Source organism: Spirosoma pollinicola (assembly GCF_002831565.1).
Lineage (GTDB): Bacteria > Bacteroidota > Bacteroidia > Cytophagales > Spirosomataceae > Spirosoma > Spirosoma pollinicola.
Genome location: NZ_CP025096.1, coordinates 186,926 through 206,342, shown reverse-complemented (window position 1 = coordinate 206,342; position 19,417 = coordinate 186,926). Strand labels below are relative to the sequence as shown.

Sequence of the window (19,417 nt, the reverse complement as noted above, 5' to 3'; positions counted from 1 at the left end):
CATTAATGAGCGGCCCGGAACGTTGTCGTTTTAGAAAGCTTGCTTACTTACAATTGTCTATTTTCGGCGAGTACTTCCCGTATATCATTGATAATTTTTCCGGCCAGATGGTCGGCAGTAGCGAGTGTGTCCGATTCGGAGTAAATACGAATAATTTGTTCGGTATTTGACTTTCGCAGATGCACCCATTCCTTATCAAACTCAATTTTCACACCGTCGATGGTGTTAATTGGGTTTTTAGCGTATTTAGCCTGAATTCGGTCGAGTACGGCATCTACATCAATATCAGGCGTTAACTCAATCTTGTTCTTGGAAATATAATAGTTCGGGTATGTCCGGCGCAGCATTGAGGCCGATTTGCCGGATTTAGCGAGATGCGTCAGGAAGAGCGCAATGCCGACAAGCGCGTCACGGCCGTGGTGCAGGTCGGGGTAAATAATACCGCCGTTGCCTTCTCCGCCAATAACAGCGTCTTTTTCCTTCATCATTTCTACCACGTTAACTTCGCCAACAGCCGAAGCAAAATGTTGCCCACCATATTTCCGGGTTACATCCCGCAGCGCAACCGTACTCGACATGTTGGAAATGGTATTGCCTCCATTGCCTGCCGGTCCGTTCTTGAGTACGTAATCGGCAACGGCTACCAGCGTATATTCCTCGCCAAATGCTGATCCATCTTCACATATCAGCGCCAGCCTGTCAACATCCGGATCGACCACAATGCCCAGATCGGCATTGCCTTTCTCCATTTCTTTAATGATGTCGCGCAGGTTTTCGGGCAGGGGCTCCGGGTTATGGGCGAAGTTGCCCGTTGGCTCGCAGTGTAGTTTGGTAATATTTTCAACGCCCAGCGCTTCCAGTAGCATGGGAACGGCGATGCCGCCAGTCGAGTTGACGGCATCGACAACAACCCGAAAATTACGAGTAGCAATAGCATCCCGATCAACCAGCGGCAACGCCAGAATCAGGTCGATATGTTTTTTTAGCCAGGTGTCGTCGGCTGTGTATTTTCCTAATTTACGGATTTCGGCAAACTCAAAGGATTCATTTTCGGCAATGGCGAGCACCTCGGCACCATCCTGCGCTGAGATAAATTCGCCGTTTTCATTCAGGAGTTTGAGGGCGTTCCATTGAATGGGATTATGACTGGCTGTCAGGATAATTCCGCCCGATGCCCCTTCGCCGGTAACGGCCAGTTCGACAGTTGGTGTAGTAGACAGGCCCAGGTCAATAACCGTCAGGCCGAGTCCCTGTAAAGTTGCGGCTACCAGTTTTGAGACCATTTCGCCCGACAACCGGCCATCGCGGCCAATCACAACCGATTGCCGTTCCGGATTACGTAGCCGGAGCCATTGTCCAAAGGCGGCCGTAAACTTCACTACATCCAAAGGGGTCAGTCCGTTTCCGCTGCGCCCCCCAATCGTCCCTCGTATCCCGGAAATAGACTTAATTAATGCCACGTTATGGATTGGTAAGTAATTTTAATGAGTTTGCAAAGATAGTCGATAGTCGGCAAGCAAAAGTTGTTCGGCGATTGTAAAGTTCTACCAACTAATAAGTATGTTAAATAAAGGTAAGCTCCGACTGTAAGGACGAATTGGCTCGTCCCCGGAATGTACCACTAATGGGGGCCGCCAATTCTGGTTTTGCCGTCGACGTCAGAAAAATATGTCGGTTCACGACCAAAGAACCCTCTGTTGGGTCAAAACCTCGCCAGCCGGCACCAGGCAAATAAACCTCGGCCCACGCATGAAGCTGGTGTTCCTGCTGCGGATTGCCAAATAAATAGCCGCTGACAAAACGGGCGGCTATCCCTAAACTCCGGCAAGCGGCCATGAACAGCGTAGTATAATCGCGGCATGAGCCTTTATGCAAAATCAGCGTTTGCTCGGGCGGAAAAGGGGCCCCAACTTCACGAATTTCGTATGTAAACTTTCGAATGGCCTGATTCAGCGCAATCAGAAATCCGGTTGTTTTCCAATTGGCTTCGGCCGCTAACTCCCTGGCCCAGCTAGCTACCCGCTCTGATACGCCAACTTGCTCCAGGTAGGGTTGAAGTAAGTCCTGAATCGGTTTCGGGTAGCGAAAAGGCACCCGTTTGGTATCGAATGGAAACAGAACAAAGTCAAACGAATTGAACTCGTCGGATTGAAGTTCCATTTCGACAGATACACGAAGATGCCTTGTTGGTCGATTGAAATAAACCATTTGCTGAACATTCCCTTCTACATCAACATTCCGCACCATTCGCGCCGGTTGTGGGTCAATCAGCAGTTCGTACTTTAGCAGACGCTGGTAGGGATAGGCTCGCGGATACAGATAGAGCGTTTGCGGGCCAAGGGCAACCGGGTAATCGTACCTGTATTCGGATTCGTGCCGAACGTGAAGCTGCATAGTAAATGATAAATGATTGTGCCGCCTGTACAGTACGAGTTACCACATGGGTAAATACACCCTACATTATATATGATATATCATACATCATTTATGGGCAGCTTTTACTTTCTCAAAAATAGGGTCCATCCAATACGTGGGTACTTTGCGCACTGAGTTTCCTAAAAGGGCACTCCACTGGTGGGAAATTTCGTCCATATCTTCTTTTTCAAGTCGATACTCTGTCATGTGAAAACTATCTTTCGGATAGATCACGACATCTAACGGGTAATCCACATCATTGGCACTGACACGGGTTGCATCGAAGGCTAAAAAGCCAATCTTCAAAGCATCGGCCATACTGGATTCGTAGGATAAATTCCTGAATAGCAACGGCTTTCCGTATCCTGAATTGCCAATTATTTTAAAGGGAGATCCCTGATCAACTTCAACCCAGTTGCCTTCGGGATACAGCATAAACAATTTGTGTTCTTCATCATCTTCCAACTGACCGCCTACAATGGCGTTCAGGTTGAAATTTAAACCGCTGGCAACGATAGATGTTTTATCTTCCAGCGCTACCCGCTTCACCTGCTCGCCAAATGCATTAACGGCTTTATACAGTTTATTGAATGAACGGTCCTGTTCTGCCAGTACTTCCTTAAAATAGGTAATGGCTTTGTCGCGTACGGAACGCAAGCCCGATGTCATGATAAACAGGGAGTGATTCTCGACTTCATGAACCGAAATTTTCCGGTTCGACGAAACTTCGGAGCCTGAGGTCAGTCGTCTGTCGGCGATGGCAACTAAGCCCGACGCAACTTTAATTCCTAAACAATACGTCATTCTATACAGTGGGAAAATTCAGGTGGTAAACCCAACAAATATACAGGTTACCCCCGTTTTTGTTCGATTTAGCTTTCTGTTTTCTCGAAATTGCAAGGCTAAATATCCCAATTTATGTTTGTTGGTAAACTTGAAAAACAGCGGGTTTTGTCTTTTGTTATTATATGAAGTTCTTGACATGCAGAATGTTAGCTATTGTTCGGCTATTTTCTGACCTGTAAAAAGGCCTGTTCAAATTAGAGTCGAACGTTTTCTGTTACGTGCAAATTAACAAGTTGGTTTGGTAGTTACTTCAGGGTTTCATGGATAGCTTTTTGGGGGGGAAGGGTTTGTTTTTGGTTATCGATTGTGTTACTTTGGCATTCAGATGGTGTTTGTTCCCTCTGCCCTTTTTGCAATGAACTTTGACGACGAAGACGACGACGATAGCTTCATGGACTGGGATGGTTTCGATGAGGACTATGATCCCGAAGAAGCCCGTGCCGAGATGGAGGCCGAAAATCGGCGTATTAAGAATCTGCCTATTCTGCGAAAGGCTAATGAATTAATGGAGTTGACACAGGCTATTGTCGAGACCATTAACAAGGAAGAAGATGTGTTGATGATGCATGAACAAATGCTGGCTAATGCCATGATGCTGGCGCCTAAAATTGTTGGTGCAGAAGGGGGTGATCTTTATACCCTGCGCATGGAAAATGCCGTCATTATAAAAATGCATGCGCGCGAACTCCTGGCTCAAACCTCTTATTGCAAGGCCGAAAAATTGGCTCAAACGGCCTACCTGAACGTATTGAGGGAAGAAATCGAGCAATTTCGACTGCTGTTTGTCGAATGGGTGAACGGGTTTGATAAAGATAACGACGCTCCGGATGATTGGGGGTTGTTTTACTAGCTGGTACAAGTCATCAGGAAAATATTGATTGAAAAATTACGCTCAGCAAGGCCACTCAGACACTATCTGAGTGGCCTTGCTGGTATACCGCCCGCTCTCTGTACAAGATTTATGTCTGATAAACTACCTTTGTGGTGGCCCAAACTCATCATTATGGATAATCATTTACCAGCTTATCATTGTCTTTTCCTGCGTTTCAGCCAACTAAGTCTGCTCTGTTTATTCATGTTTGCTGGCTTACCAACTGCGGCATGGGCGATAGAGAAAACACCCGATCAGGCCCCGGCAGTACTAACGGTTTCGGTGAGCTCAGCAACGGTTTGTGCGGGTGCCAGTACAACGCTTACTGCTGCTGGCTGTCCGGCCAATGGGGCTGTTCGCTGGTCGACAACACAGACAGGTGCGACCATTATCGTAAGTCCGGTACAGTCTACGACCTACACCGCTATTTGTGAGGTAACGGGCCCATCTGCCGCCACAACAACCGCTGCGGGAACCGTTCAGGTATACAAACCCATTGTGCTCACGCCAACGTCTTTGTCGACATCGTGTAATGGCGGGAAAGATGGTCAGGTAATTATTAATGCCTTGGGAGGTACAGGTGCGTTACAGTATCAATTTAATGGGCAACCGTTTCAGACAACTAATTCTGCCTTTGGGAATTTAACCGCAGGAACATATACCGTTGGCGTTAAAGATGCACTCGGCTGTACAGTTCAGTCAACGATTGACGTTAAACAACCTCCCGCGCTGAGCGTGAGTGTTACCCCAATAACACCTAAGTGCATAGGTGGATCAGACGGAGCCCTGTTTGCCGTAGCCTCAGGTGGGGTAGGCGACTACCGGTATATCCTCGAATCGGGCTTACCTCAGGTGAATGGTACATTTATCAATCTAAAAGAGAACACAACCTATACGCTGGCCGTAACCGACAAAAATACTTGTATACTCTACAAACAGGTACCTATCGGGGCTGCCACTCCGTTCGATATTAAACTGTCCATGAAGCCAACCCGTTGCGTTGGCTCAGCTGATGGTAGTGTCACGGTATCCGTTACGGGTGGGGCCGGAGCCTACCAATACCAGATTGGTACAGGGGCTTTTCAGGCAGGTACTCAGTTTACGGGGCTGGCTGCCACTACCTACGAAGTGACGGTACAGGATGGGTACGGCTGCCTCGGTAAACAAACGGTAACGGTCGAGCAACCAACGCCCCTTACGTTATCGGCTGTTTCGAGACCGGTTAGTTGCTCTGGCGCTGCCAGTGGTGCCATCACTGTTACCCCCGCTGGTGGTACAGGGGCTGTGCAGTATCAGCTTACAACGGGCCAAACACTACAAAGCAGTGCGGTTTTTACGGGACTGTCTGAGGGCGATTATACTGTTGTTGGAACAGATGCCAATGGGTGTACGGGCCTCGTGTCGGTAACGGTGGATAAGGCCCCTCCGTTGAAAGTGCAAGCAACTTCCATTGCCGCCACCTGTTGTGTTTGCCCCACAGGTGCTGTGAAATTTACGACTACCGGCGGTGTAGGCACCGTTCGTCAGTATCAGGTTATTGGCCAGCCTTACCAGACCAACAGTCAGATTAACGGCTTAAGTCCCAATACCTATCGCTTTCGGGTGGCGGATGAAGCAGGTTGTACAGAATCTTTATCTGCCATTGTGACGAATGGGAATGCCATTTCCCTCTCAGTGGGCACTAGTAAAAATGTTACCTGTCAGGGTGGCCGTGATGGCGAAGCAACCGTTCAGATTGCGGGAGGCACCAAGCCATTTACAGTCTACTGGGCAACCGAGCGCCGGGATACGCTCAGCGCGTTGGTCGCTTCTCAAACCGGTCTTTCCGAAGGTACTTACACCGTTAGTGTTGTCGATAGCAATCGGTGTACGGCAAATGCGCTGTTTATTCCCCTGAAATCAACCTATCCTATACCCTCAAAGCCCACAGTCACGCAAACGGGAAGTAGTATTTTGCTGGTTGATCCAGCGCTGGGTATTCAATGGTATATTCGTACGGGTAGCGATTCGGGCAAGCCCGTTCCCAATGCAACCGGCCAGACCATTGTGCCTTTTGAGAGTGGTCAGTATTATGTGATTGTAACGGCCAATGGCTGCTCATCACCACCATCAGACGCCATTAACTTTGTGCTCACTGCCTTGGCGGAACCAACGGCATTGCTGGCTGTTCGGGTAGTGCCGAACCCGGTCATTGATCGGCTGAGGCTGGAAATCGAGCAAGCCGAACGGTCGGCAGTAACGGTTGAGTTATTTGATGCATCAGGACGGGCCGTAATGGCTGGCCAACTCCCCGCCTTCACAGGCAAAAAACAAGCTGAATGGCCGCTAACGGGCCTTGCGGCAGGTAATTATCTCCTGAAAGTGAATGCCAGCTCGCGCCAGTCGACGGTTAGGGTGTTGGTCGAATAGCGTAAGCCCGATTCTACCATAGAATCGGGCTCATATTACAGGGTTAAAGTCGCTCTTCAAACAGTTTCAGAATCCGTTTGTATTCGTCCATCCAGCTCGTTGGTTCCACAAAACCGTGATCTTCGACGGGGTAGGGAGCTAGCTCCCAATTTTCTTTTTTAAGCTCGATAAGTCGTTGCGCCAGCCGAACGGCATCCTGAAAATGCACGTTCGTGTCGACCATGCCGTGGCAGATGAGCAGGTAACCGGTCAGGCCCTCGGCGAAGTTAATGGGCGACGAACGCTGATAGGCGAGTGAGTCGGTTTGGGGTTCGTTCAGGATGTTGGCCGTATAAGGGTGATTATACGCTGCCCAGTCCGTTACGGGCCGCAGGGCTGCACCTGCTTTGAATACATCGGGCGTAGTGAACATCGCCATTAGGGTAATAAATCCGCCATAGGAGCCACCGTAAAGGCCAATACGTTTGGCATCGACGCCCTGCGTTTGCACCAGCCATTTGGCCGCGTCGACATGATCCTCCAAGTCCTTGCCGCCCATATGCCGGTAAATCCCCGTACGCCAGTCGCGGCCATAGCCCGCACTGCCCCGGTAATCGATGTCAAGAACGGTATACCCCTTTTCAACAAGTAAGTTATGGAACATGTACTCGCGCGAATACTGACTCCACCATTTATGCGCATTCTGCAAATAACCGGCTCCGTGTACAAACACAACGGCCTTGCCACGGCCAGACTCGGCGTTTGCCGGCTTATATAACCGGGCGTAAATCGGTTGCCCATCGCGGGCCGGAATCGTCACGATGGTGGGCTCCCGCCAGGCGTAGGCTTTAAACGCGTCTGTCAGGGAGTTGGTGAGTTTCGTCGCTGTGCCAGCTGTTTGGGGTGTTCCTGCCTGAGGAGCCTGTTTTCTGCCGCTACCGACCGACTGTTGGCTGACATCCAATACATACAGTTCCCACGGCTGCGTGCTGGACGAATACCGAATGGCCATCCGGGTTTCGTCGGGGGAGAGTGTTACGTCGTTGGCGCCGGTCAACGTTGTCAGGCGCTTCCGTTGCCCGCCAGTCACCGGCATACGGTAAAAATGCTGCTCGCCGGGGTGAACTTCGTTGGTTTGCAGGAAGAAGGTGGTTTTGTCTTTCGATAACACGACCTGCTGCACCTCAAACTTGCCCGATGTCAATTGCTTTTTTTCGCCGGTAAGTACATTGACGGTATAGATGTGCGAATAACCGTCGGCCTCAGACTGAAACCAGAGCGTTTGGTTGTCGGCCAGGAAGTTCATGTTGCCTGTTGAATTGAATGAGCTTACACCCGGCCCGCCAATCCAGGCGTCGTCATGTTGACGGTCGAGAAGGGAGAGTTTCAGCGTTTCGGGCTGGAACCGCATAATCCAGCGGTCTTTGTTGTCGAGCGACTTTATAACAACCACACACAGCTTGCCATCATCCGACCATACCGGCCCGCCGATCGTAACCGGACGCATTTTTTTTGCTGTATCGGGTTTTGCGTTTCGGGCTGGTTGCAGATAAGCCGGTTTATCTGTTATACCCGGAATATCCTTCACCGAAACGGCCCGAACGGTGTCTTTGGCCATATCGTAAACGAAAAATTCCTGACTGGCCACAGGAGCCCCCACTTTAGTCCGGCTCGAAATGTCCTCTGTATAACCCGATTCGGTTATGTAATTAGGCACCTGTGTCGTTTTAGCGTTGGTTGCCCGTTTGGTCAGTCGATAGGTAACGAAATGACCATCGGGGCTGAGTTGCGGATTGACAACCGTTCTATCGTCGAGGTAAATTTCCTTTGGCCGTTTGGGACGATCAGCCTTACTAATCCGGTCGGCTTCATCTTTCTTTTCCTTCCGTTCCGTCAACACCGACGATAAGCGGAGTTGATCCTTTTTCAGGAATTTCTCTTCGTCGGTCAGTTTAGGTTCGGCTTTTTTCGCTCCTGTCTGAAAATCGGTCAGTTGAGCAATCAGGCCGCTTTTAAGGTCGATACTGTACAGGTTGGATCCGCGTCGGAAGACAGCTTGTTGCTGGTCGCCCGAAAAAACGGGGTCTGATTCGGTTTCGACCGTGTTGGTTAATTGCCGAGTACTGCCCGACTTTAAGTCGATCAAAAATAGATCGCCCTGCCGGTCGAAAAGGCGTTGAGTATACGCGCGGTTGTAGGCCGACACGGGGGGCGTTGCCAACAAACGACGCTCGGCTGGGCTAACTTTTTGGGGCTGCGAGGCTGTCAACACACTGGCGCGGCTGGAACGGCCCGTTGTCTTGTTGAGTGTTACTTTATAAAGCGAATCTCCCTTGGCCTTATCGGGGTTCCAGTTAAAATAAAGCGTTCGGGAATCATCGGACCAAAACGGGTTTGATGGCGACGTGCCGACCCATAGTTTCGGGTCCTGCATGATGGTTTCGACGGTGAGCGGAGTCGGACTTTTTTGAGGAGATTGCGCAAAAATTGATGCGCTGGAGAGTGCAAGTAACCCGAAGAGGAAACGATTCATTGATGAATGAAGTGAGTGATTCTGGTAAAACCGGAAATTAGGAAGAAAACAGCGAAACACTTACTTTTCGACATGAAAACGCGCATCAATCCGGCTATCGAGCCTATTGTTAGGGAGTTTAAAGCGGCTGTGCAAGCGCTTTACGGAGATCGCCTGTGCGACGTGGTTTTGTATGGTTCCTACGCCCGTGGCGATTGCAACGAAGAGTCAGATATTGATCTGATGATTCTGCTGGCCGATGAGCAGGTGGATACGTATGCGGAGATTTTTCGGTTAAGTGATTTTACGTTGGATTATATACTCCGATATGGTAAAGCAATATCTGTGTTGCCCATTTCTGCGAGACGGTATCGAAAATCATTTGGGCCAGTTTATCAAAATGCCCGTCGCGAAGGACTGTATATATAGAAGCTGTTTAAACTTTTACAATCAAGCTTGCAATGGGTGTTTTTTGTCATCCCGACGATAGGAGGGATCTTCGGTAGTAGGCTTTTTTGTTGCTAGCGAAGATCCCTCCTATCGTCGGGATGACAAAAAACACCTAATTCTACCTGAGAAATAAAAGTTTAAACAACTTCATAACGGGGCTTTCCTGAAAGATAAAATAAGTTGTTGATAGACAGAGTATATCTACATGGAGGAACAGATTAAACGTTTTTTAGACCATGCCACCGACGCGCTGGATGATGTTAATTTTCTGCATCAAGGTGGACGTATTTTAGCACTCGCTAACAGGTCGTATTATGCTATTTTCTATTGTGCTTCTGCATTACTGCTTACAGAGGGAATCACCACAAAAAAACACGAAGGGGCACGGGTTAAATTTCATGAACTATTTGTGAAAACAGGCCGCTTCACTCGGGAAGCAGGTCAGATTCTGGAACGAAATTTTGCAGCCCGTCAATCTGCTGATTATGATATGGAGGCCGACCTTTGAGAAGAACAGGCTGAGCACTTATTAAATGGAGCCCGAACCTTCTATGAACTGACGCTCGATTACTTTACCAAAAATCCAGTTAGGTAATATTGACCGACAACTGAAAGGTGGTATCTTGCTTAAAGAAACCTTAATTCAGTCGATGAAGTACGTTATACACGCTTACGATCATACCGGTGCAGATGCGCTCGCCCGGCGTATGACTGTCCGGCCCCATCATTTCGATTATATGCGTCAGCTAAAAGAAACCGGTCAGTTTTTGTTAGGTGGCGCCCTTCTCAGCCCTGAGGGAACCATGATTGGGTCGATGATTCTACTTGAGTTTGACACAGAGAGCCAGCTTCAGGACTACCTGAAAACAGACCCCTATATCATTGAGGGCGTGTGGGATAAGGTGGATGTGAAGCCGTTTCGTCAGGCCGATGTATAACAAACCATCAACTCGTTCGCTCATAAAAATGAGTACTCCCCCTATTCGTTTAATTCACCTCACCGGTGTTTGCCTGCTGATATTCTTAGGGTCGATGTCGGCCTGTGGGCAGAAAGAAAAAACAAGAGCAGCTGCTGTTCCGGTTGATACAACCATTGTCGATGATGATACGCTTGAAGTCGATGACGTGCCCAAATCCAAACAAACAGAGCACGCTCGTTGATTACCACGTATAAAACTTATATAGTACGAATTTTGATAAACGCAGCAATTTTTGATATGGATGGGCTACTGGTGGACTCTGAACCCCACTGGCGTGCTATGGAACGGGTTGTGTTTGCCACTGTTGGCCTGCACCTAACCGACGATGAATGTAAGCAAACAACCGGACTGCCTATTCCGGAGGTAATACGCTATTGGTTTGAACGTGCGCCCTGGACGGAGGAAGCCGCAGCGGGTAAAACCCAGCAGGACCTTGCCGATGCTATTACAGACGGGGTTCATGAACGAATCGCTACCCTGGCCGAGCCTATGCCGGGCGCTCTCGAAACGCTTCAGTTTTTTGCCAGCCGAGGAATTCCAACGGCAATTGCCTCGGCTTCGCCCATGAGCCTGATCGAGGTAGTCGTTGACCGCCTGGGTATTCGGGATATGCTAACCCTCTGGCACTCGGCCACGCTCGAAGCCCGTAACAAGCCCGCTCCAGATGTTTATCTGGGCACGGCCCGTAAACTGGGCGTTTTGCCAGCTAACTGCATAACCTTTGAAGATTCGGGTAACGGCCTGAAGTCGGCATATGCTGCCGGTATGCTCACGGTGGCCGTACCTGCTGAATTTGAGTATGGCGACCCTAAATTCGCCATCGCCGATCATGTAATTCCTTCACTAACGGCCTTCTCTGTGGAAATCTTTGACACCTTGCAGGCCAAATAATAACAGTCCTAATATCCTAAACCTTGCCTTTTTGCAGGCTGAAAAATCTATGAGAATTTATCAACTTGATGCCTTTACCGACAAGCTGTTTGCGGGTAATCCGGCGGCTGTGGTGCCACTGTCCGAGTGGCTGCCCGATGATCAGATGCAGCGGATAGCCGCCGAAAACAACCTAGCCGAAACGGCCTTTTACGTCAAAACAAACGAAGACGCCACCTATCACATTCGCTGGTTTACGCCTACTGTAGAGGTTGATCTATGCGGTCATGCCACCTTAGCTTCGGGTTATGTGGTGTTTTTTCTGGAAAATACCTCGCCCGACAGCGACCAAATCTATTTTAACTCCCGAAGCGGTTTATTAAAGGTTTGCCGGGGCGATAACGGTTGGCTTACACTCGATTTCCCTGCTGATGTGGTGCATAAAGCGAATGTTCAACCGCCCGCTCTGGTAACCAGCATGGGTGAAAAGCCGGTTGCTATCTTCAAAGGAAAGACTGACTACATGCTTGTTTATGAAACACAGGCCCAAATTGAGGCATTGACTCCCGATTTTCGGGAGATGAGTAGTGTGCCAGCGCGGGGCGTAATTGTTACGGCTCCGGGTCGTGCCGGTGATGCCGAAGGAGAAGCAGTGGATTTTGTATCGCGGTTTTTCGGGCCGCAGTCCGGTATCGACGAAGACCCCGTTACGGGTTCAGCCCATACAACGCTGGTGCCCTATTGGGCCGAAAAACTGGGCAAAACCGAACTTACGGCCCGCCAGCTATCAAAACGGGGTGGTTACCTGCGTTGTAAACTTAATGATAACGGCGAAGGCCCCAGCCGGGTCGATATTTCAGGGCAGGTGCAGTTGTATCTAACCGGCGAAATCCATCAATAATCTACTTTCTTAGACACAGAGAAAACGGAGATATACCAGGCAGTTATTTTGCTCGGTGTGTCTCCGTTTTCTCTGTGCAACTCTGTGTTTGAAAAAATAGACTATTGCCTTATTTTAATTTGTAATAAATCTAAACAAGCGTACCTTTGCCTTCATAAACAACGATTGTGAATGACGCTTGACCTTAACGCTTCCGAATGTTCTGTGTCGTCCAATGACGCAAAAACACTTATCCAGACTAACCCATTCATGGGTCACGAGTGTGTTCTGAAAAAGTGTTGTAAAAAATACAAGAAAGGTAAACGCTGCAAAAAATGTCCTGATTGATACTCAATTTTCGGGCACATACCAGAATGGAATCTGGTAGTAAGGCATTGGTTTATTCGTCGAATCCGGAACTGTCAGTTTAAGGAGATTCCCGCCCTTTTTAAGATTAGCCGTTAACAACACCGTTGTTAGTCCACGCTGGCCGGTATCGACGTGTTGCGTAAATAGAAAGCCGGGCGATTTGTAGAGTGAATCATTCAGGTAGACCCCGAAATAGCTTTCGAATACACTTAAATACCAGGTAGCCCGCCGTTCGCGCTTTTCTTTTCGGGTAAGACTATCCGGCCAGTTCGGTTCGTGATATCGCTTGCTCAACTCCGCATCCAGTGATTTTGGATAGCTCACAAACAACCGTACATACGGTTCCCGAATCACATCGGCCTGAATACTGGCCGTGTTAATCTGTTCACTCGGGGGGCGTAAATTGTCAAATGAATTAGCATTGGCTGTTTTATCGGGAACACGCAGCGTAATAAACGATCGGCTGTCCAGTACATCAGATGCCCCCAGACCTTGCAATAGCTCTACACCCATAAACGAAAATTCTGCCAGGAAAAAGATCGTTAGAAACCAGGCCAGTCGCCGTTTCAGTACTTCTTTGGGAATCTGGCTGTAGAACGTGTATGTGATATAAAGCAAAGGCTTATATAACCCAAGAAACACAGCCGAAGATGACTGGATCAGCCGAAATGATAAAGGGGCAAGCCGGGGATTTTCGCGAAATCTGGGAAGATTTAAGATGTAATTGGCAACACTCATCACACCAACCCCAATGCCAAATATCCAGCCTACCAGTTCTCGGGTGGTGTTGTACAGTGTGTTTGGAAGGAGTAGTTGTAAACTAATTTCGAAAAGAATAAACAGGCCATACGCAGCCGCTATGCCGAGTAAGAGCAGAACCAGGCTGAAAGCCAGGGCGAAAATAATATTACACCGCCGGTCTAGCCGAATGATATAATCCGGCAGTGAGCCCATCTTCTGAGCAAACTGTTTTTGGGCGTATTGACTTAGGTTGTAAATCTGATTGTAGCGAATACCGTCAGGATAAACGGCCAGCAGTCCCACGAGTCCGGCCCAAAAGGCCCGCATGATAAAATGGGCCAGAAACGCGCCAAACAAGAAGTAAGATCCCCCTTTTATCAACGCCATCGTCTGCGTTGGTAACGCTTCATGAATGTAATCTGTATCCGTCATGAGGTTATAGTGATAGTAGGCTAGCACACTATCCAGGAAATCGGGCAGGTTCAGCGTCGCGAATAAGGCTGCGCCCGATATAACCAGCTCCAGATTCCAGCTTTGACTGGTGAGATCACTAAGTTGATGGGGCTGGTTTGCTTCTTCGGCGGGCGAAGTTTCAGACTTAAGTGGTTCAGGGAGATCCATGCTGCAATTCGGTTGAACTGCAAAATAGGGTTTTCTCTGTATTTTTACGCTATGGATGTTCGCTATGAATTAATTATCGGATTACCCGCCGAACCTATACTTGCCTCGCTTATTGACCAACTCGTGATTATATTCAGCAACCAGTCCCGCGCTGATTTACTCACCGAACTTACGTATCAGCAGGAGCGCACAGCTCTGCAATTAGTACTCGCCTTTAGCAACGGACAGGTAGTGGGTTGTAAGCTTGGCTATGAACGGAAGCCCCATCATTTTTACAGTTGGTTAGGGGGCGTTCATCCCGATTTTAGAGGATATGGTATTGCATCTGAATTGATGCGCAGACAACACGACTGGTGTCGCCAACAGAACTATCATACTGTCCGAACGCAGACCTATAATCAGTGGCGGGGTATGCTGATACTTAACCTTCGTGTTGGTTTCGATATTATCGGAACCTTGCAGGGAAAACATGGGCTGACAATTGTTCTGGAAAAGAACTTATAATCAGTGGTTAGTAAAGTAGGTGCAGTGAGTAAATCCGTGCCACTACGGCTCGCTGTTGGTTGGATTGCTGCACTCACTTAACCATTACACTAGCTTACATTATCACATAGATGCCAAATGAACCCATCAGCCAGCTTTGTTGTCATTAGGCTAGATGCATCTCTATCTTCACATACCGTTCTGTAAGCAGGCCTGCCATTACTGCGACTTCCATTTTAGCACCAGCATGGGGCAGAAATCGGTGTTGATTGACTCGCTTTGTGTTGAGATTTCGCGGCAGAGTGAGTACCTGCCCGGTCGGGAGTTAGACACGATTTACTTTGGTGGAGGAACGCCTTCTTTATTGACTGAGAGTGAGTTAGCGCAAATCTTTTCGACTATACACGCACACTTTACCATATCGGCAACGGCTGAAATAACCCTCGAAGCTAACCCTGACGACTTGAGCCGGGAGAAACTTCAATTACTTCGTCGGTATGTTAATCGGCTGAGTATCGGTATCCAGACCTTTGATGAACCCACACTGCGGTGGATGAACCGGGCGCATACCGCTACCGAAGCCGAAGCCTGTGTTCAACTGGCGCGGGAGGCCGGTTTTGAGAACATGAGTGTCGATCTGATTTACGGAATCCCCAATCGCAATAAGTCGCTTTGGCAGCTCGATTTGCAGAAGATTCTTGCGCTCGGCGTACCTCATCTATCGGCTTATGCCCTGACGATCGAGCCTGATACCGCTTTTGGCCGTTGGCAAAAAAAAGGCAAGCTACCCCCTGCCGACGAAGCTCTTGCTGCCGATCAGTTTGAAGAACTCGCGAAGGTATTGACAGATGCCGGATATGAGCATTACGAAATCTCGAATTTTGCCAAACCCGACCAGTATGCCCGGCACAACAGCGCCTACTGGCAACGGCGATCTTACCTGGGCGTAGGGCCGAGTGCGCACTCGTACAATGGTTATTCGAGGCAATACAATATAGCGAACAACAGCCTGTATATTGCCTCAATCCGGCGGGGAGAGTTACCGGCAACGGTCGAGGTGCTATCGATGGCCGATCAGGTAAATGAATATTTATTGACCGGGCTTCGTACTAAATGGGGCTGTTCTCTGGCCGAACTTGACACCTTGTTATCGGGCGATTTCTCGAAAAAACAGGCGCGTGATCTCGACGCAATGTACGCAACAGGCTGGCTTTCACGTAATGGCGACCAATTACTATTGACTCAGTCGGGTAAGCTCTTTGCCGACCGGGTGGCCGCCACTTTATTTGTCGAAGACTAGGTGTGACGTTTTTTTTGGAACTTACACGTTAAATCAGCCACACGTGCGTGTTTCCAACCGACTGACTGTTATTTTCGCAGTATGACATCACGTATATGAGCCAGCAACGCCCAGTCAATACCTTCCGCACGCAGCCAGCGCCGATTCCAAGGCCCAAGCCCGATCAGGCGTCTACAAGGCGGACGCAACCCGCCGGGCGTAAGCCATCGTCAGGCCAGAACGCGTCAGCAGGCGGGATGTCGCGGAGGTGGCAGCAGGCACGTCGGTTCATGCGCGAGCGGCCATTGCTGGAACGCGTTTACTGGTTTGTCATCAAAGCCTTTTTGTGGTTATTTTTTGGGTCATTTGTCTATGTAATTGCCCTGAAGTATGTGCCGGTTTTGGTAACGCCTTTGATCGTTTCGCGTTGGGTGGACACCTTTGGTACAGACGAAAGCAGCCAGGTGTATAAAAAATGGCGTCCTTATGACAAGATCAGCAAAGAAGCCGCACTGGCAGTAGTATCTTCTGAAGATCAGGCGTTTCCACAGCATTGGGGCTTTGATTTCGACGAAATTCAGGACGCTATCAAAGAGAATCAAACCCGAAAACGTGCTCGGGGTGCCAGCACAATTTCGCAGCAGGTAGCCAAAAATGTATTTCTCTGGAACGGGCACAGCTATCTCCGAAAGGGGTTGGAGGTCTATTTTACCGCGCTGATTGAGCTGATCTGGGGTAAAAAACGCATTCTGGAAGTGTACCTGAACATAGCCGAAATGGGGCCAATGACCTTTGGTGTAGAGGCTGCCTCACAACGGTACTACGGCCATTCGTCGGTGTCACTCTCCCGCGACGAAGCCGCTCGTATTGCGGCTGTATTGCCCAATCCTCGTCTGTTTTCAATCAAAAAGCCCTCTAATTATATTCAACGCCGGACTCGGCAGATTGCCCGCCAGATGCGCTACCTGGGCGGGCAAAAGTATATTCGGAATTTGTAAGTAGCTGGTGCTATTGAGTTGATTGCTTGTTGTATAAGTTCGCCATAAATAAAATAAATTATACTTATTGGCCAATCAATTCCAACGTTTTTAGGCAGAAGGGCGTCTTACAAGAAATGACTACTAACACGCCAAACGCAGCCTCAAATGAAACGTACAACACAGTACCTCGCTTTCATTGGCTTACTCCTGGTCGATTGTAAAAATGACATAATACCCACCGGAACGCCGGATTGTATTGTCAACATGATCAATCAAATCAAGAGCCAGGACAAATGGAGTCCACCAGCATCTATTTATCGCTACGTGTATAAAGGAAAAGTCGTTTATTTTATCCCCCAACGGTGTTGTGATATACCCAGTGTCCTGTTAGATGAACAATGCAATACTGTTTGCTCGCCCGATGGAGGTATCAGCGGTGGGGGAGATGGAGGATGCACTGACTTTTTCAAAGTTCGATCGGATGAAAAATTGATCTGGAAAGATTCACGATAGCGGAGATTTTTGGTGTCGCTGCGTAATTGTACAAGTGAAAGATTAGGAATTTAGTGATTTTATCGGAATGGATTTCTTGAAAATTATTATATCTAGTTGACATGTAAGAGATTAGAGAACTAAATGTAAAGGCAGATTCACCAGATACTTTTGTTTTTTCCAATTACCCCGGTATGTTTAAGGCTTTTGTAAATAGAACAATATGAATTACGCTACTGTGCACTTGTTAGAAGACAGCCTATTGAAAGTTTGGAGTGAACGCGACAACCAGCAACGATTGGAGGTCATGAAGCAGATTTATGCCGCCGACATCGCTTTTTATGAAATCGATAATGGTCCAGTTATTACAGGTCATCAAGCCATCAATTCACTGATTGAGAAACTACAAGACCAGTGGCCATCAGAGTTCGTCTTTACGCTGGTCAAGCCAGCCGTTATCAACCACGGCGTTAGTCAAGTAGCTTGGACATTAGGAGCCGCTCAAGCGACACCTGCCGCGACAGGAATGGACATTGCCATTATTGAGAATGGGTTGATCAAAGAACTGTATCTTTATCTGGACAATCCTGCCAACTGACATATAGTGCCTTAGGTCAACATAACGTTCACTTATACAACAGCTTGGCCTTGCGAAAGAGATTACGTTTCCTCTGTTTCGTATTTTACTGGACTTGTAAATTGTAGACACAATGCAGTCGCTTAAAAATCACTTTTTTAAATGCTTCCCTAGACTCTGTTCCAAGCTGTGTCTTACACATCTCGTGTTTTGCTTGAGTCTACATGTACAAAATATACAAGCCCAGTCAACTCAACAGGACAATCTATTAACTAGTCTTACAAGCAACACAATTTTTTACTATGTAAAACCCTTATTGGGTCTACACTGGTCTTACTCCAAATATGAGGGAGATCCTCATTTTAGTAACTCGCATCCTCATGATCTGCGAAACTCACGTTATGGATTAGCTATTGGCTATCATGTAGGTCGATTTAATTTAGAAACGGGTATGATTAGATTTCCCGTTTATACTGGTTTTCGTTTTACGAGTGACGACCAAACCATCATTGGATCCGCAGTGCGGGTTACTTATTGGCAGTTTCCCCTAACGGGTCAATATACCCTTTGGCAACTAGGTAAGCACTTCCAGATAGGCCTACTGGCCGGAGCGGCTATCAATGCAGACTTGGAGGAAAATTTATTACCCTCTACCTCAACAGTCACCTTCATTAGTGGCAAGTCGGATGGCACAACAAGTACGATTAGATCTGTTAAGGAGACAACGTCAAAAAGTACGTTTCTATCAACCACTTTAGGTATTACGGTAGGTTATCAACTGTTAAAACAAATTGATTTGACCCTACAAGTAAATCGCTTATTTAGCCATCAGGCTATAGTCACACAGAGTGCCCAGTTACAACAAAACAGTGATCCAACCTTTTATCAGGTCAACACACAGGCCTCGGCTGTTGGCTTAAGTGCACTGATAGGCTTGTCCTACCGATTTCAACAAGTAAAACGATACAAATTGAGTAATGAAGAGACCGATTAAATTAGTTTGAGCGAAGGGAAGAATAAGATTTTTAAGAGAAGTTATTCTGCATCTTCATTAAAGCAGTCGGTTTTTAATCCCTTTACATAATGGTAGTCATACAACAAATCTTGAATAAGTACAACTATGTTTTAGTAATCAAATCATTAAAAATTTATACCTTACTCTCTAATGACGTCAAATATGAAATTCACGATTAAGATCTCCCTTTGTTTATTAATCATGCTCAGTATAGCCTGTGATTCTGATCTTTTGAAAAGCAGCTATAAAGAATTAGGTACGTTCGATACCAAATTAGAAGCACAAAACAAGGCGATTACTCATATACTGAGTCAGTATGGCTCATTGCCTCAGAATGAATATTATAAAGTGATATATTCTTTCCGAGATGCTGATCCTGGAGATTTTAGTAGAAATTCTATGTGGTATCACAAAGCCTCAAATGAGTTAGCTATTGAAGTTGACATTCATAGTGGAATGGCGTGTCAATGGAAACAGGTTAGTAAAACTGTTTTGCAACAGGCTGCTATGTCAAAGAAAAGTCTGAACAAAGTTGACTCCTTATCAAGACCCAATCAAGAACTTGGTAGGTGTCTTTAAAGATAGCTTTTATTGATAAATGCAATGCGTGGTCACCCTAATAAGTACCCATACATTGTATTTTATTGA

At 47.6% G+C, this 19,417-nt stretch carries 20 protein-coding genes; 15 read left to right on the top strand and 5 right to left on the bottom strand.

Translation table 11 applies throughout. The features are described from left to right. Positions 1-47: 47 nt before the first annotated feature. The 3 genes from glmM to CWM47_RS00865 form a co-directional block, all read right to left on the bottom strand. A complete protein-coding gene (glmM, locus tag CWM47_RS00875) occupies positions 48-1,460 on the bottom strand; it encodes a phosphoglucosamine mutase (RefSeq protein ID WP_100985922.1) in 1,413 nt (470 codons plus the stop codon). A 103-nt stretch (positions 1,461-1,563) separates the two neighbouring features. Then, positions 1,564-2,394, bottom strand: coding sequence for a transglutaminase family protein (locus CWM47_RS00870; RefSeq protein ID WP_100985921.1), 831 nt, complete (start codon positions 2,392-2,394; stop codon positions 1,564-1,566). Positions 2,395-2,481: 87 nt separating this feature from the next. Then, positions 2,482-3,219: a peptidase gene (locus tag CWM47_RS00865; RefSeq protein WP_100985920.1), complete on the bottom strand. Its 738-nt coding sequence runs from the start codon at positions 3,217-3,219 to the stop codon at positions 2,482-2,484. A 397-nt stretch (positions 3,220-3,616) separates the two neighbouring features. Between CWM47_RS00865 and CWM47_RS00860 the strand changes: the two genes are divergently transcribed. Beyond that, positions 3,617-4,111 carry a hypothetical protein gene (locus tag CWM47_RS00860; RefSeq protein ID WP_100993677.1) on the top strand — a complete coding sequence of 165 codons (495 nt, stop codon included), beginning with the start codon at positions 3,617-3,619 and terminating at the stop codon, positions 4,109-4,111. A 111-nt stretch (positions 4,112-4,222) separates the two neighbouring features. Beyond that, the gene (locus tag CWM47_RS00855; protein ID WP_240625662.1) at positions 4,223-6,541 is read left to right on the top strand and encodes a T9SS type A sorting domain-containing protein; all 2,319 of its coding nucleotides are present in this window, start codon (positions 4,223-4,225) and stop codon (positions 6,539-6,541) included. A 43-nt stretch (positions 6,542-6,584) separates the two neighbouring features. Here CWM47_RS00855 and CWM47_RS00850 read toward each other — a convergent pair whose 3' ends face one another. Continuing rightward, positions 6,585-9,053, bottom strand: a complete 2,469-nt coding sequence (locus CWM47_RS00850; protein WP_100985918.1) for a prolyl oligopeptidase family serine peptidase — start codon at positions 9,051-9,053, stop codon at positions 6,585-6,587. Between the two features lie 72 nt (positions 9,054-9,125). On the opposite strand from CWM47_RS00850, the gene CWM47_RS00845 reads away from it, so the two are divergent. The 6 genes from CWM47_RS00845 (at position 9,126) to CWM47_RS00820 (ending at position 12,233) form a co-directional block, all read left to right on the top strand. Beyond that, positions 9,126-9,461: a nucleotidyltransferase domain-containing protein gene (locus CWM47_RS00845; protein WP_100985917.1), complete on the top strand. Its 336-nt coding sequence runs from the start codon at positions 9,126-9,128 to the stop codon at positions 9,459-9,461. A 226-nt stretch (positions 9,462-9,687) separates the two neighbouring features. Next, positions 9,688-9,990, top strand: a complete 303-nt coding sequence (locus CWM47_RS00840; RefSeq protein WP_240625661.1) for a HEPN domain-containing protein — start codon at positions 9,688-9,690, stop codon at positions 9,988-9,990. Between the two features lie 142 nt (positions 9,991-10,132). Continuing rightward, on the top strand, positions 10,133-10,420 hold the full coding sequence (locus tag CWM47_RS00835; protein ID WP_100985916.1) for a YciI family protein: 288 nt from the start codon (positions 10,133-10,135) through the stop codon (positions 10,418-10,420). Between the two features lie 28 nt (positions 10,421-10,448). Continuing rightward, positions 10,449-10,643, top strand: a complete 195-nt coding sequence (locus CWM47_RS00830) for a hypothetical protein (RefSeq protein WP_100985915.1) — start codon at positions 10,449-10,451, stop codon at positions 10,641-10,643. A 32-nt stretch (positions 10,644-10,675) separates the two neighbouring features. Beyond that, positions 10,676-11,353, top strand: a complete 678-nt coding sequence (gene hxpB / locus CWM47_RS00825) for a hexitol phosphatase HxpB (protein ID WP_100993676.1) — start codon at positions 10,676-10,678, stop codon at positions 11,351-11,353. Positions 11,354-11,402: 49 nt separating this feature from the next. After that, on the top strand, positions 11,403-12,233 hold the full coding sequence (locus CWM47_RS00820; protein WP_100985914.1) for a PhzF family phenazine biosynthesis protein: 831 nt from the start codon (positions 11,403-11,405) through the stop codon (positions 12,231-12,233). Positions 12,234-12,563: 330 nt separating this feature from the next. On the opposite strand, the gene CWM47_RS00815 is transcribed toward CWM47_RS00820, so the two are convergent. Continuing rightward, entirely contained in the window at positions 12,564-13,943 is a 1,380-nt protein-coding gene (locus CWM47_RS00815) for a hypothetical protein (RefSeq protein WP_100985913.1), read from the bottom strand. Between the two features lie 51 nt (positions 13,944-13,994). On the opposite strand from CWM47_RS00815, the gene CWM47_RS00810 reads away from it, so the two are divergent. The 7 genes from CWM47_RS00810 (at position 13,995) to CWM47_RS00780 (ending at position 19,348) form a co-directional block, all read left to right on the top strand. Then, positions 13,995-14,447 (top strand): GNAT family N-acetyltransferase, encoded by a 453-nt coding sequence (locus CWM47_RS00810; protein WP_100985912.1) that lies wholly within the window; start codon positions 13,995-13,997, stop codon positions 14,445-14,447. Positions 14,448-14,601: 154 nt separating this feature from the next. Beyond that, positions 14,602-15,726 (top strand): radical SAM family heme chaperone HemW, encoded by a 1,125-nt coding sequence (gene hemW, locus CWM47_RS00805; RefSeq protein WP_100985911.1) that lies wholly within the window; start codon positions 14,602-14,604, stop codon positions 15,724-15,726. Positions 15,727-15,821: 95 nt separating this feature from the next. Then, positions 15,822-16,703: a monofunctional biosynthetic peptidoglycan transglycosylase gene (gene mtgA / locus CWM47_RS00800; RefSeq protein ID WP_206170589.1), complete on the top strand. Its 882-nt coding sequence runs from the start codon at positions 15,822-15,824 to the stop codon at positions 16,701-16,703. 147 nt (positions 16,704-16,850) lie between these two features. Next, the gene (locus CWM47_RS00795) at positions 16,851-17,198 is read left to right on the top strand and encodes a DUF6970 domain-containing protein (protein ID WP_240625660.1); all 348 of its coding nucleotides are present in this window, start codon (positions 16,851-16,853) and stop codon (positions 17,196-17,198) included. 202 nt (positions 17,199-17,400) lie between these two features. Continuing rightward, positions 17,401-17,775, top strand: coding sequence for a nuclear transport factor 2 family protein (locus CWM47_RS00790; protein WP_100985910.1), 375 nt, complete (start codon positions 17,401-17,403; stop codon positions 17,773-17,775). 430 nt (positions 17,776-18,205) lie between these two features. Beyond that, positions 18,206-18,748, top strand: coding sequence for a hypothetical protein (locus CWM47_RS00785; protein ID WP_100985909.1), 543 nt, complete (start codon positions 18,206-18,208; stop codon positions 18,746-18,748). A gap of 183 nt (positions 18,749-18,931) precedes the next feature. Beyond that, positions 18,932-19,348 (top strand): hypothetical protein, encoded by a 417-nt coding sequence (locus tag CWM47_RS00780; RefSeq protein ID WP_100985908.1) that lies wholly within the window; start codon positions 18,932-18,934, stop codon positions 19,346-19,348. Positions 19,349-19,417: the final 69 nt, after the last annotated feature.